Origin of the sequence: Prevotella sp. khp7, from assembly GCF_900109055.1 — a bacterium.
Lineage (GTDB): Bacteria > Bacteroidota > Bacteroidia > Bacteroidales > Bacteroidaceae > Prevotella.
In genome coordinates this window covers 734,407-748,334 of sequence record NZ_FOIV01000001.1, presented here as the reverse complement: position 1 = coordinate 748,334, position 13,928 = coordinate 734,407, and the positions used below count along the sequence as shown (strand labels likewise).

Below are 13,928 nucleotides of genomic sequence, written 5' to 3'. Positions count from 1 at the left end.
AAAACTTAAGATGAAAAGATTCTTTCTTCTCTTTGGACTATTAGTATCGCTGGGAGCAGCAGCTCAGTCGGCTAGTCGTTTCGACCGTGCCGATGCATCGTGGATTCGTATCGTGCCGCCATCGGCACAGGCCAGTTCTCAGACCGTTAGCGGTTCATTGCCTCTGGCCGACAGCCGTAAGCTTGGCAATCTCAGTAAGCAGCGCTTGGGCGAGGCCCTGGCCGACGAGATTCGTCAGCATATTGGTACGCTGTCTCCCGATAAGATGCTTTCGAGCGTAGAGCTCATCTGCTATGGTGCGCCTTCTGGCAATGCCCGTCGCAGTGAGATGCGTGGTAGTCTGAAGATGCAAGAGCTGAAGAGTGTACTCACCAACCGACTCGCAGCAGGAAAAGTGACGGTGGCCTGGATCCCGGAAGACTGGGAGGGCATCATCCGTCTGACCCGCCAGCTGCAGAACCTGCCCCTGCAGGCCGCTGCTCTCGACATCATGGAGCATATAGACGTGCAGAAGGGCCGCGAGCAGCAGCTCAAGATGCTGGCCGGAGGCGAGACCTACCGTCAGTTGCAGCAGGAAGTGTTCCCGCAGGTGCAGCGCATCGACTACGATGTACTGATAGCCTCGCGCCCCGTCGCTGCCGACGGTTCGCAGGTGTCGCTTCAGGGGCTCTATGCTACCGCTGCCAACCACAAACCAGGATCAACTGAATATTCCGATATCATAGACCTTGCCGCCCGATTGTTCCCTGACAATGCCGAGGCCGCCATCAATGCGGCCGGTGTGGCGCTTCTCAGGGGAGATGTAGAACGTGCGGCTGCCTACCTCCATCCATGGCGGCAGGACAGTCGTGCCGATCTTCACCTGGGCGTTATGTTCCTCCTCAAGGGTGATGCCACCCGTGCCGAGGTACATCTCCGTCTGGCGGAAGCCCAGGGTGTACAGGAGGCCACTACGGCCCTGCGCGCACTGAAAGCTGAGACCTATAATTGGAATAATAATGATTAAAAGAGTTGAGAAAAAGAAAAGAGTAAAGACTAAGACTAAACGCTTTTCGTGGCTGCTTGCAGCCATCCCCTTATTAATGTCGGGATGTATCTTTGACGGTAGTGATGGCGACACCGCTGCCCCTAAGGAGATACGCTTCAGTACCGACGTGTGTGAACCATCTACGCGTGCCTCTTACACTGGTGCCACGTTCACCGAGTTTCTGGTGACGTCCTTGGGTGATGCTAACCCTTACTTCCAGAACCTGAAGGTGACGAAGCAGTCGGGTGGCGATTGGGAGACGGCCTCTACGAAGTACTGGCCTCCTTATCCTCTGAGGTTCTTCGGCTATGCCCCGGCGAGTCTGAAAGAGCAGGTGACTGTGGATAACTCCCAGCAGAAGCTCACGGGCTATCAGCCTGCGTCGAACGCCATCAATCAGGCCGATATCGTGACGGCTTATGTGCGTGCCAACCAGAACAGTGCCAAAGGAGCAGCCGTGCTGGGCTTCCGTCATGCGCTGTCGCAGATTGAGGTGGTGGCTAAGAACGGCGATCCGACCAAGTACACCGTCGAGGTGCTGGGTGTGAAGATCAGCCGCATACCCTCTACGGCCGACATGACGTTCCAGACGGATGCGAATGCCGATCCTGTGTGGAGTACAGCCTCAGGACCTGAGGACTATATCATCAAGGGCACTACGCCCATCACGCTGACGTCCACACAGCAGAGCATCATGTTCGGCGATCATAATTTCCTGCTCATCCCCCAGGAGCTTCTGGCGTGGACGGGTGGCTCTGCGGCCGACGGCGCCTATCTCTCTGTGCTCTGTCGTATCAAGGACGAGCTGAGCAACTGCATCTATCCCACCGACCCCACTAAGTATGGCTTTGCCGCCCTGCCTGTCGATCAGGTCTGGCAGTCGGGACATAAGTACATCTATAACGTGGCGTTCTTTACCAACGGCGGTGGTGCAGGTAAGATTGACCCGAACCCAGTGAACCCTCAAGACCCCAGCGATGCAGATGTCGACACCACGCCTGGAGGCCCGGGTAGACAGGGCGGCGATCTGGTGATCAGTGACACCTTGCTGCCTATCGAGGTTTCCGTCAGCATCATCGACTGGACTACAGGAACTAACGACAACATTGATTTGGAATTCTGACAAATAACACAAATTGAAGGAAAAAGAACCAATTAAAAACAAATAATAATAAGTGATTAGGTAATATTAAGTAACAATCTATAAAACATTACAATTATGAAAAAGCAGTATTTTTATCTGATAGCCGCCTTGGCTACGGCAACTATCTCTGTATCTTCGTGCATCAACGATGAGTATGACCCTATGCTTGTTCACCTCTCAGTAGAAGGTCTCGGTAGTGACCTCACCAACAGGGCTGCTACCCGTGCTTCTGAAACAGACGATCTGCAGAACACCCAGTTCATCAGCGGCCTTGGCATCGAGGTTGAGGCTTATCCTACAGGTGGTACAACCACCTACACTACTGCCACCTACACTACCACAAGTACGGCAGGAACAACGGCAGGAAGTATCCAGCTTAGCGGTACGATGTACTACCATCCTACGCAGAACATCGACATCTGTGCCTTTTATCCCTCAACAGTCGTAAGTACACCTACTCCTACAGCGACGTTTACGGTGAATGCCGACCAGACAACGACCAATGTGGCCAACTATCGCAGCAGCGACCTGATGTATGCCACGAAGCTCACCAATAAGGCAAAAGGCAGTACCCACGGGCTGACATTCAACCACGCCATGTCGCAGATCATCGTGACGCTTCAGCCTGGCAACGGTATTACAGCATCGGATATTTCTACCAACGTGACTGCCGTGACTATCAACAACACCATTCCTACGGCAAATCTTACTTTCGGCGCTGACGGTGGCGGTGTCCCAACAGGAGAGGTTACTGCCACGGCAAGTGGTACGGTCGGCGATATCGCCATACTTGGTACGCTGGATTCTGGTAGCGCCTATCTGAGCAATGTAGGTATCATCGTGCCGCAGATGGTGGCGACTGGAACCACGCTATTCACCATCACCTACAACAGCCATGACTATACCTTTGACCTTCCTGCAGACCAGACATTTGCAGCCGGTAGCAAGTATACCTACAATTTCACGCTTAATCTGGCAGGACTGACACTTGAATCAGTGACAATTAATGACTGGACCGCTGGAAGTACGACGCCCGGAACGATCAATCTCTAATCCGACGTGTAAACAACATTACGGCTATGCGTAAGAAAAAGTTTATATACTCCGCGTTAGTGGGGCTGCTATTGCTGGCTACTGGCTGCATCAACGACGACCTGCCGACAACACCGTCGAATGACGGCGGTGTCGAGGAAGGTCCGCAGCCAAAACCTGCCTTGGCACGAATCTGGCTGGCTACGTCTGTGGCCATGCAGGGCGACATGCTTGGGTTTGTGCAGGAGAACCCAGAGGCAGGGTTTACCCGTGCCGGCACAGCAATACAGTCTACGCAGTTCGATTCGGGCGAACATTTCTACGCCTACTTCCCTAATGGCGTACGCATAGGAACCACGGATGGCGACCATATCACGTTCTCCACCGATGGTTCCACGACCCCCACGACTGCGCAGCAGCTGTATTTCCCGGCGGCCGTCACAAACGTTCCTGTGCATGCCTATTACCCCTCGGCGGTTACAAACACCACGTCGTCGTTCTCTGTGGCGGCCGATCAGACCGCTGATGCCAATTACAAGGCCAGCGACCTGATGTATGCCTACGGCGAGGCCACCCGCAACCCGGGGGATGCCCAAGGCTCCGGCACGCTTACCTTCTACCACCGCATGGCGAAGATCATCGTATCGGCTACGGCCAATACCAGCAAGGGTGTGAGCACCATCACCGACATACGTATCGTGGGTGGTCACCGCACCATCGACATCGCCACGCCACAGACTTGTACCCTCGGCACCACGCTCACCGATGCTAATACGACAAGCGACTATATATCCGTCTATACAGGCGGTACGTCGGCCACGGCAGAACGTGCGGCCCTAGTAGTGCCAGAGACCATTACGGGAGCATTCCTACAGGTGGTCACCAATATGGGTACGGCTACATACAGTCTCGATAATAAGACGTTCGCCAGCGGTAGCTCCTACACATTTAACATCACGATCAGTGCAGCGTCTATCGGCATCACGACTGCCATCACCAACTGGGACAATGGCGGTACGGAGACACTGGTGAACGACGGTACTGAAGCGCTTAATTAAGTAAACACGAAGAACGGTATGAAACAGCTCAATACAACTCTTAGCACGCTATCGCGCTCGCTCATGCTAGGCGTCGTCATGCTACTGCCCGTCAGTTGCATAGAAGACAGCATGGACAAGTCGGCAACGGGGGAGGGGATGGTGCCTATCAACCTCACGATAAGCCCCAAGGCTGTTTCAACCCGTACCGCCACCACCGACATCCAGTCGGCCCAGCTGGCCAGTGGACAGACGTTCTATGCCTACTTCACCAGTGCCGACGTGGTGCCGCAGAGCAGCACCTTTACGGCCGACGGGGCAGGTGGCACCACGCCTGCCAGTCAGCCTTACTTCAAACTCTCTGAGACCAGCACCGGCGTCAGGGCCTATTACCCGTCGTCGGTCACAGAGGAGACCACCTCGTTTACGGTTGAGGCCAACCAAAGCGGCGACGATGCCTATCGCGCCAGCGATCTGATGTTCGCCTCTGCTAATATCACGAAGGTCTTCCCCGCATCGACGGGTGCGCTTACCTTTGCCCATAAGATGGCGAAGATAAAAGTAACCACCACCACGCGTGTGTCGAGCATTAAGACGATTAAGCTGAAGGGCATACTGCCCACAGTGCCGTTTACGGCTTCTACCGGAGCTCTTGGGACAGCCACGGGATCTGCCACCGACATCACCATGTACAGTCATTCGGGACAGACGGCGAACATAAACTGCGTGGCGCTCATCCCGCCGCAGAGCAAGGCAGCCGATGCCACCCTCATCGAGGTGACCTCCGCCTTACACAGCAGCACGCCGCTGACCTACAAGCTGCCTAACGCCATCACGTTCCAGAGCGGCCTGCAGTACATCTTCAACGTCGACCTCCACGAGGAGCAGCTCGTCGTCACCTACACCGTCTCCCCTTGGTCCTCCACCACCACAAACAGTGCAGCTGTGGATGTGTATAGAAATAAATATATGAATCCGCTCTATTATGTAGCTGAGAACAATGTAAAGAGTTACAACTCCAGCACGAAGGTGGTGACATTAGAGACGAACCCAGCTGCGACGGGATCCAGTTATTGTTATAAATGGTCTGACGCGATGGGCTATTTTGCATATCAAGGTGCACCTTATGATACTTACTGGGGTGGCGATATTACAGACGGTACCACTGGGTTTAAGTATCATTTCCCCGTACAGAAAGAGTGGTTCAGTGTGTTGCCCTCCAACGCCAACGTGTTTAATAATACCTCTAGTTCCTATCAGCCAAGTGGCGGCCTTGTATCTTCAGCTCAGACCTGTATCTTTGGATACAATGATGAGACGAAGACGGGTGTTGACGACTGGTCGTATTGGAGCACTTACACCGCGTCGTCCAAAGTCCGCTATGCCCTCCGATACCTTGGTACGCCTTATTGTAGTGCATGGAAGTATGAACTCAGCGGAAGTGTACTGACCGTGACTGCCAAGCTAATCGATTATTTGGACAAGAACGATGCATCGTTGGGCACTAAGCTTGCGGCCTATATGAACGATGCCTCTTTCTGGACAACGCTCAATGAAGATGAGGGCGCCATGAAGCGCCAGTTCTATGCCGTCGGCTATAGGAATAACAGCAGTAATGGAGGAACTGGTACTGCCGACTACGATATCGGTACGTACGGCCACTACTGGACGGCTACGGAGACTTCGTTTGAGAGTGCTCGTCAACTATACTTCCACAGTGGCGGCCTACACGTCCATATCATGGACAAAAAGTGGGGCTGCTCCATCCGCCTATTCCGCAATGAAGGTCTCGCCGAAGCCCGTGCAACTCATTTGACTCCTGATGATATCGGTAAGGTGCTGGGTGCCAATGGTAAGGTCTATAGTAGTGCGAGTGCTGCTACTTCTGCCGGTACTACGGCTTCAGGAATAATAGCCTATGTGGGTGCCAATGTAGATGTTACCAATCCGTCCTACAATTCTCTTGTACGAGCTATGACTACTGTCAATAATCAGGCCGTAAGTACATGGTACGCCTATGCAAGTGGTACGTGTGTTACCCAGGTGTCAAATGAAGATCAAGCTTTAACATATTTGAATGGTATAGACTGTACCAACACCTTGGCCAACAGTAATGGTACGGGTGTGACAAGTAATTGTGTTGGACATACACATACTCCAGCACAGCGGGCTAAGAATTTTTCCACAGCACGTCCTAGCGGTGCCAGTCAGTGGTTCCTTGCAAGTGTTGGTCAATGGAAATTGATAGCTGAGGGATTGGCATCAAAGACAGCTAGTCCTGCTAATTATGGAGCTTCAAACATTAATACCGTGATTAGCCCAACCGGTGGAGAAACATTCTGGCAAAATGGCTATTGGACGTGTACGGAGTACAGTACAGCTGAAGCTTGGGGTTGGACGGCCTATAATGTTGGTGGTGCGTACCATCTTGCTAAAAACAGTAATTCTCAGTATCCCGTATTTCCTGTCTTTGCCTATTAACAACATATAGAAGCGCTCTCTGAGGCTCCGCCTCGAGAAACGCTACGCTCGAAAGAGCTTGTATGCACGCATACATTGTATAGATATGATGAAGATAAAGAACATAATACTGATGATGGCAGCGATGGGGCTGCTGGGGGCTTGTGCCGAGGCTGACGAACAGCAGAAGGCGCAGGTAGGTGAAGCTGTGACCATACAGCTTACTGCCAATGTGGCGTCGGAAACCCTCGCTATGGGCGATCCCTCGGCTTGGACCCGCGATGCCTGGGATGCTTACCAGAGTCGCGCCTTGACCCGTGGCATACAGGAAACCACACTGATCAACGGTCAGAAAGTATACCTCTGGGCCGACAAGGGCACCGCTGGCACCTATGCCTTCCTGCAGGCCTGGAACCTCACCTCCAACGGCAGTGGCGGCCTGACGGGATCTACGAAGTATTACCCCAGCGACGGCGACGGTCTCACCTTCCGTGCCGTTCATGGCAATTTCTCTACTACTCCTACGGAGGGTACGGCCATCGGCACGCTGACGCATACCGTGCTGGCCGACCAGAGCGCCACGGGTAACTACGAGAAGTCCGACTTGATGTATGGCGAGGGAACCGGCAGTTGGGAGTCGGCCGGCACCGTCAACTTCATCCATAAGCTCTCGAAGATCGAGGTGAACCTCACCCCTGGCATCGGGCTGATTCCCAGCGATATGACAGATGCTACGGTGCAGATACGCGGTGTGAAGCCCACCGTCAGCATCAACGCCCAGACGGGTGACCTCGGCTCGGCCAGTGGTACGGCCGTCACCATCACCGCCCGTCATACGGGCAATGGTACGTTCGAGGCCGTCATCCCGCCGCAGACTGCCTCCAGTGGCATGCTCACCGTCACCATCGGCGACGTCACAGCCACCATCCCCAATGCCGTGGCTACCTTCGCCTCGAATTCCAAGTACGTGTATAACGTGAAGTGCACTAATAAGGACAAGCACCTGAATCCCCTCTGGTATGTGGCAGAGAACAACGTGAAAAGCTATAATAGCAGTACGAAGGTGGTCACCTTAGAGACCAACCCCGCCGCCGCAGGCTCCAGTTATTGTTATAAATGGTACGATGCCATGGCCTATTTTGCTAATCAAGGTGCTTCGTATGATACTTACTGGATAGGCGACATCACCGATGGCTCCACTGGGTTTAAGTATCATTTACCTTGTCGGAAGGAGTGGTTGAGTATAATACCTGCACTTGTAATCCCTTCAGATATTGAGAATATATTTGCTACAAGTGATAATGATCCTTTTGTCACGTCGGGCCTCTACACAGAGAATTCTTGCATATTCGGTTATAATGCAGAAACTCAGGCAGGTCGTCAGTATAAGTCATATTGGAGCAATTACGACGCTACAAACAGACCTCTTACGCGATATGCCATCCGTTTCCTTGGAACTCGATATTGCTCAGTATGGAAGTATCAGTTAAGTGGATACGTGTTGACAATAACGGCCAAGCTTATCGACTATATTGCTGAAGATGATACATCGCTATCTAGCAAACTTAATAGTTATATGAGCCAAAGCGATTCTTGGTGGAACACCAATGATGAAGGTGAGGGAGCTATACAACGTAAATTATATGAGGCTGGATATCGTTATAATAGTCAAAATGGAGGCACTGGTGTTGCCGATGTGAATATTAATGAAGCGGGTCGCTATTGGTCTTGTTCTACAGAGACTGCGACAGGCAATGGCTATAGTAGCCGTATTTACTTTACAAATCTAGGTATGGCTGTCGACTACACCGATAAAAAATGGGGTCATACTGTCCGCCTATTCCGCAATGAAGGAGTTGGTGTGACTCGTCTTGGTTTAGGTGTAACCTTGGCTAATTCTTCTCCAGGTTTTCTCGTTTGCAGTGATGGTAAGGCTTATGACTTGAATTATAAGAGTCACTTAGCAAGTGGAGTTAAGGTTGCTGGAGTCGTGGTCTATAAGAGTGGTACTTCCGGATATGCTGTGTCGCTATTTAATGTTGGTGGCTCGGCTTCGAGTGATGGTACACTTTATACATATGCAAATCGAACAAGTGGAATGAGTAGTGTTACTGCGGTATCAGGGCGCTCTTGGGTGGTTGGCACATATCCGCAATACGCTGCGGCATTTAATAATAACTATACAACATTTAATAGTTATATCACTGCTGCTGGCGGTCGTGCAATGGGAACCCTTACATACTGGTGTAACGATATAGCAACTTCCAACTTCCCATGGTTCGTCTATGAAGGAGGTCAGTTCGCTTATAGCAGCTATATGACCTCGACCAATTCCGCTACGGCACGTGTACGTCCGATGATTGCATTCTGATGTACAAAATATTAAGAAAGCGCTCTTTAACTTACTGACACACAACCGCCGCAGGATGAAAGATTTCTTGCCTTTTTCTTGGTACATTCGAATTATTGTCGTAAATTTGCGCCCAGAAACGGAATTAAAGTATTATGGAAGCAAAGACAAATTATAAGAAACGAACACGCGAAGAGGTTTTGGCTTGGCTTCAAAGAGCCAGAGACCGCAAGGATGCTTTCCAAAGAAAGGCAAACGAGATATTCGCTGAAGAGGAGCGGCTGAGGAAAATCGCTGCTGATTCACATTATTATGATATAGCAGTGAAATGATAACTGCCCTTGACATTACGCGTATCAACATTTGGTCTCTTATAAAAAATGTTCAATGAATTTAAACCTTAGTATATAAGGTTTCTGATATTCCCCCCTGCGGCGTCCTGACTTGAATAAAGTCAGGGCGCTTTTGCGTTTGTATGTGTCGCGCGATAGATTGATAGATAAATATGATGAAGATAAAGAACATAATACCGATGATGGCAGCGATGGTGCTACTGCCCGCCAGTTGCATAGAAGACAGCATGGACAAGTCGGCAACGGGAGAGGGGATGGTGCCTATCAACCTCACGATAAGCCCCAAGGCTGTTTCTACCCGTACCGCCACCACCGACATCCAGTCGGTCCAGTTGGCCAGCGGACAGACGTTCTATGCCTACTTCACCAGTACCGACGTGGTGCCGCGGAGCACCACCTTTACGGCCGATGGGGCAGGTGGCACCACGCCTGCCAGTCAGCCTTACTTCAAACTCTCTGAGACCAGCACCGGCGTCAGGGCCTATTACCCGTCGTCGGTCACTGAGGAGACCACCTCGTTTACGGTTGAGGCCAACCAGAGTGGCGACGATGCCTATCGTGCCAGCGACCTGATGTTCGCCTCTGCTAATATCACGAAGGTCTTCCCCGCATCGACGGGTGCGCTTACCTTTGCCCACAAGATGGCGAAGATAAAAGTAACCACCACCACGCGTGTGTCGAGCATTAAGACGATTAAGCTAAAGGGCATACTGCCAACAGTGCCGTTTAACGCCTCTGACGGAACACTCGGCACAGCAAGTGGCAGCGCCACCGACATCACCATGTACAGTCATTCGGGACAGACGGCGAACATAAACTGCGTGGCGCTCATTCCGCCACAGAGCAAGGCGGCCGATGCCACCCTCATCGAGGTGACCTCCGCCTTACACAGCAGCACGCCGCTGACCTACAAGCTGCCTAACGCCATCACGTTCCAGAGCGGCCTGCAGTACATCTTCAACGTCGACCTCCACGAGGAGCAGATTGTCGTTACCTATACCGTCTCCCCCTGGTCCTCCACCACCACAAACAGTGCAGCTGTGGATGTGTATAGAAATAAATATATGAATCCGCTCTATTATGTAGCTGAGAACAATGTAAAGAGTTACAACTCCAGCACGAAGGTGGTGACATTAGAGACGAACCCAGCTGCGACGGGATCCAGTTATTGTTATAAATGGTCTGACGCGATGGGCTATTTTGCATATCAAGGTGCACCTTATGATACTTACTGGGGTGGCGATATTACAGACGGTACCACTGGGTTTAAGTATCATCTGCCTTGTCGGAAGGAGTGGTTTAGTATGCTGCCTTCTGAATCTAATGTATTTACTACCGATTTCATGCCGTCTGGAGGTCTTGTGTCCTCTGCCCAAACCTGCATCTTTGGATACAATGATGAGACGAAGACGGGTGTTGACGACTGGTCGTATTGGAGCACTTACACCGCGTCGTCCAATGTCCGCTATGCCCTCCGATACCTTGGTACGCCTTATTGTAGTGCATGGAAGTATGCGTTAAGCGGCAGTGTACTGACCGTAACTGCCAAACTAATCGATTATTTGGATAAAAACGATGCATCGTTGGGCACTAGGCTTACGTCCTATATGAACGATGCCTCTTTCTGGACAACGCTCAATGAAGAAGAGGGCGCCATGAAGCGCCAGTTCTATGCCGTCGGCTATAGGAATAACAGCAGTAATGGAGGAACTGGTACTGCCGATGGCAATCTCGGTACGACCGGCCGCTACTGGTCGGCCACGGAGACTTCGTTTGACAATGCTTTTCTCCTGAACTTCAACACTGATTACCTGTTCGTCTACAACTACGGCAAGAAGTGGGGCTATCCCATCCGCCTATTCCGCAATGAAGGTCTCGCCGAAGCCCGTACTACTCATTTGACTCCTGATGATATCGGTAAGGTTCTGGGTGCCAATGGTAAGGTCTATAGTAGTGCGAGTGCTGCTACTTCTGCTGGTACTACAGCTTCAGGAATAATAGCCTATGTGGGTGCCAATGTAGATGTTACCAATCCGTCTTACAATTCTCTTGTGAGATCTCTGACAGAAAGTGGGGCCCAATTTTGGTACACCTCCAATGGTGGTACATGCGTTACTCAGACATCAAATGAAGCTACAGCTTTTACGTATTTGAATGGTATAGACTGTACCAATACCTTGGCTAATAGTAATGGTACGGGTGTTACTTCAAATTGTGTAGGTCATACCCATGCTGCTGCGACTTGGGCAAGAAACTACAGCACAGCCAGACCTGCAGGCGCCAGTCAGTGGTTCCTTGCGAGTGTAGGTCAATGGCAGTTGATTGCAGAAGGTTTGGCATCAAGGACGGCTAACCTCACAAACTATGGTGCCTCTAATTTGAATGCTATAGTTACAGCAGCAGGTGGAACTGGATTTAGGGCAAACGGTTATTGGTCGAGTTCGGAATATAGTACCACCAACGCTTGGGGCTTTACTTTCTATAATCGTGGCGGCACATATAGCCCATTAAAAAGGTATCCTGATGGTTATTGGGTTTTTGCTGTCTTTGCCTATTAACAACATATAGAAGCGCTCTTTATATAGAGAAAATGTACAACATATAGAAATATTATAATTATGACAACGATGCATGTCTTTTTACATACGCTGATACCCTTGGTGCTGATGGCCTTGGCGATTGGCTTGACAGCGCTCTACTGGCGTAAGGTGGTGAAGAAGAACAGTATGCTTGCCAATGCCCAATACGAGCAGCTCAAGTCTGACAGTGAAGTGAACCTGCAGAATCGGTTAGGACAGCAGATGGAAGCCGTACATATGGACCGCATGAGGGATCGGGTGGCCATGGACAGACAGGCTCATGTGATGAATAGCAAACTGGATTTCTATCACAAAGTGCTCCTCGAAGTGCAGACGTTACAGGAGTGTATGGCCAGCTACACGAAACTGATCACCTCGACGGACTTGCAGCCTGGCCAAGGGGAGTGGAACATGGTGCGCAACGAACTGAAGAAACGGACGGATCAGATGGCCGAGATGGTGAACGGCACACTGGAACTGATGGACTATGAGGACATGACCGAGATAGAACGGAACGACCAGATACCTGTGAACAGCTTCTGTCAGGATGTGTTCGATAGTTGCCTGACCTACCGGGACGGCAACGTGGATATGCGCCTGGAGACTTGTCTGGACGACGATGAGACCGTGACGACAAACATGAAGTGTCTGCAGAAGGTGCTGGTCAACCTGCTGAAATGCTCGATGCAGTTTACCCACGAGGGCGAGATCGTGCTCGTGGTGAAACGATGCCATCAGCAGAACGAATTGTCGTTTGCCGTCAGTGATACAGGACTTGGTATTCCTGAGGAAGCAAAAGAGAGTGCCTTCGAACGGATACGGAACACTGATGTGTCTATCAAGATAGTCGTGGTGCGTCTGCGCCTTTGTCGTGCGCTGGTACATCTGCTGGGCGGCACCATCTATCAGGATCCGCATCGGAAGAAAGGCACGTCGATGGTCTTTACCATAAAAGCATGAATGCTTTACATCTTTGGTGTATAATTTAATACTTTATTAGAGCTGAATCCCCGCTGTCGTGATGACACCGGGGATTCTTTTCTTTACCTATTTCGTGATGTTTATGAGGTATCGGCCGTACTCGTTCTTGATCATGGGCTCTGCGAGCCTGCGTACTTGCTCCTTGCTGATCCAGCCTCGCTTGTAGGCTATCTCTTCAAGACAGGCCACCTTGAGTCCCTGGCGCTTCTCAATCACCTCGATGAAGGTGGATGCCTCAGAGAGCGAGTCGTGGGTGCCTGTGTCGAGCCAGGCGAAGCCGCGCTGAAGTGTCTGGACCAACAGCTCTTTCTTGGCGAGATACTGCTGGTTGACGGTGGTGATCTCCAACTCGCCACGGGCTGATGGCTTGATGTTCTTGGCTATCTCGACCACGCTGTTGGGGTAGAAGTAAAGGCCTACCACCGCATAGTTCGACTTGGGGTGCGCGGGCTTCTCCTCAATACTGAGACAGTTGCCGTCGGCGTCGAACTCTGCCACACCGTAGCGCTCTGGGTCGTTGACGTAGTAGCCGAACACCGTGGCGCGATTGTTCTGCTCGGCATTGGCGACTGCCTGCTTCAACATACCTGTGAAACCACTGCCATAGAAGATGTTGTCGCCAAGCACAAGACAGGCACAGTCGTCGCCTATGAACTTCTCGCCGATGATGAAGGCCTGTGCCAGCCCGTCGGGCGATGGCTGCTCGGCATATTCAAAACGTACACCTATATCTGACCCGTCGCCCAACAGACGCTTGAAACCTGGCAGGTCGTAAGGGGTTGATATGATGAGTATCTCGCGGATGCCTGCCAGCATCAGGGTTGAGATAGGGTAATAAATCATCGGTTTGTCGAAAATGGGAATCAGCTGCTTGCTGATACCTTTTGTGATAGGGTAGAGGCGTGTGCCAGAACCACCGGCTAATACGATACCTTTCATATTTTCACTTTGTTCAAATATGCATC

Annotated in this window: 10 protein-coding genes; 9 read left to right on the top strand and 1 reads right to left on the bottom strand. The window is 51.4% G+C overall.

The window, feature by feature from the left end; all coding sequences use genetic code 11:
- Window positions 1-10: 10 nt before the first annotated feature.
- The 9 genes from BMX82_RS03230 (at window position 11) to BMX82_RS03195 (ending at window position 12,942) form a co-directional block, all read left to right on the top strand.
- A complete protein-coding gene (locus tag BMX82_RS03230) occupies window positions 11-1,006 on the top strand; it encodes a hypothetical protein (protein WP_036913233.1) in 996 nt (331 codons plus the stop codon).
- Entirely contained in the window at window positions 999-2,150 is a 1,152-nt protein-coding gene (locus tag BMX82_RS03225) for a fimbrillin family protein (protein WP_091766003.1), read from the top strand. Before BMX82_RS03230 ends, BMX82_RS03225 begins: the two co-directional genes overlap by 8 nt.
- 96 nt (window positions 2,151-2,246) lie before the next feature.
- A complete protein-coding gene (locus BMX82_RS03220) occupies window positions 2,247-3,224 on the top strand; it encodes a fimbrillin family protein (protein ID WP_091766000.1) in 978 nt (325 codons plus the stop codon).
- A gap of 26 nt (window positions 3,225-3,250) precedes the next feature.
- On the top strand, window positions 3,251-4,261 hold the full coding sequence (locus BMX82_RS03215) for a fimbrillin family protein (protein WP_091765997.1): 1,011 nt from the start codon (window positions 3,251-3,253) through the stop codon (window positions 4,259-4,261).
- A gap of 18 nt (window positions 4,262-4,279) precedes the next feature.
- Window positions 4,280-6,721 carry a fimbrillin family protein gene (locus BMX82_RS03210; protein ID WP_091765993.1) on the top strand — a complete coding sequence of 814 codons (2,442 nt, stop codon included), beginning with the start codon at window positions 4,280-4,282 and terminating at the stop codon, window positions 6,719-6,721.
- Window positions 6,722-6,806: 85 nt separating this feature from the next.
- Entirely contained in the window at window positions 6,807-9,071 is a 2,265-nt protein-coding gene (locus BMX82_RS03205; protein WP_091765991.1) for a fimbrillin family protein, read from the top strand.
- A 134-nt stretch (window positions 9,072-9,205) separates the two neighbouring features.
- Window positions 9,206-9,382: a hypothetical protein gene (locus BMX82_RS12950; RefSeq protein ID WP_177171999.1), complete on the top strand. Its 177-nt coding sequence runs from the start codon at window positions 9,206-9,208 to the stop codon at window positions 9,380-9,382.
- Window positions 9,383-9,555: 173 nt separating this feature from the next.
- Window positions 9,556-11,961 carry a fimbrillin family protein gene (locus tag BMX82_RS03200; RefSeq protein ID WP_091765988.1) on the top strand — a complete coding sequence of 802 codons (2,406 nt, stop codon included), beginning with the start codon at window positions 9,556-9,558 and terminating at the stop codon, window positions 11,959-11,961.
- A gap of 69 nt (window positions 11,962-12,030) precedes the next feature.
- Window positions 12,031-12,942, top strand: coding sequence for a sensor histidine kinase (locus BMX82_RS03195; protein WP_177171998.1), 912 nt, complete (start codon window positions 12,031-12,033; stop codon window positions 12,940-12,942).
- A gap of 87 nt (window positions 12,943-13,029) precedes the next feature.
- Here BMX82_RS03195 and rfbA read toward each other — a convergent pair whose 3' ends face one another.
- Complete coding sequence (rfbA, locus tag BMX82_RS03190; protein ID WP_091765982.1) at window positions 13,030-13,902, bottom strand: glucose-1-phosphate thymidylyltransferase RfbA; 873 nt, start codon at window positions 13,900-13,902, stop codon at window positions 13,030-13,032.
- Window positions 13,903-13,928 lie beyond the last annotated feature (26 nt).

Excerpts from the sequence above, each read along its gene's own strand:
- BMX82_RS03205 (WP_091765991.1), top strand. The coding sequence starts at position 6,807 with ATGATGAAGATAAAGAACATAATACTGATGATGGCAGCGATGGGGCTG.
- BMX82_RS03210 (WP_091765993.1), top strand. The coding sequence starts at position 4,280 with ATGAAACAGCTCAATACAACTCTTAGCACGCTATCGCGCTCGCTCATG.
- BMX82_RS03215 (WP_091765997.1), top strand. The coding sequence starts at position 3,251 with ATGCGTAAGAAAAAGTTTATATACTCCGCGTTAGTGGGGCTGCTATTG.
- BMX82_RS03200 (WP_091765988.1), top strand. The coding sequence starts at position 9,556 with ATGATGAAGATAAAGAACATAATACCGATGATGGCAGCGATGGTGCTA.
- rfbA (WP_091765982.1), bottom strand. The coding sequence starts at position 13,902 with ATGAAAGGTATCGTATTAGCCGGTGGTTCTGGCACACGCCTCTACCCT.
- BMX82_RS03195 (WP_177171998.1), top strand. The coding sequence starts at position 12,031 with ATGCATGTCTTTTTACATACGCTGATACCCTTGGTGCTGATGGCCTTG.
- BMX82_RS03220 (WP_091766000.1), top strand. The coding sequence starts at position 2,247 with ATGAAAAAGCAGTATTTTTATCTGATAGCCGCCTTGGCTACGGCAACT.
- BMX82_RS12950 (WP_177171999.1), top strand. The coding sequence starts at position 9,206 with ATGGAAGCAAAGACAAATTATAAGAAACGAACACGCGAAGAGGTTTTG.
- BMX82_RS03230 (WP_036913233.1), top strand. The coding sequence starts at position 11 with ATGAAAAGATTCTTTCTTCTCTTTGGACTATTAGTATCGCTGGGAGCA.
- BMX82_RS03225 (WP_091766003.1), top strand. The coding sequence starts at position 999 with ATGATTAAAAGAGTTGAGAAAAAGAAAAGAGTAAAGACTAAGACTAAA.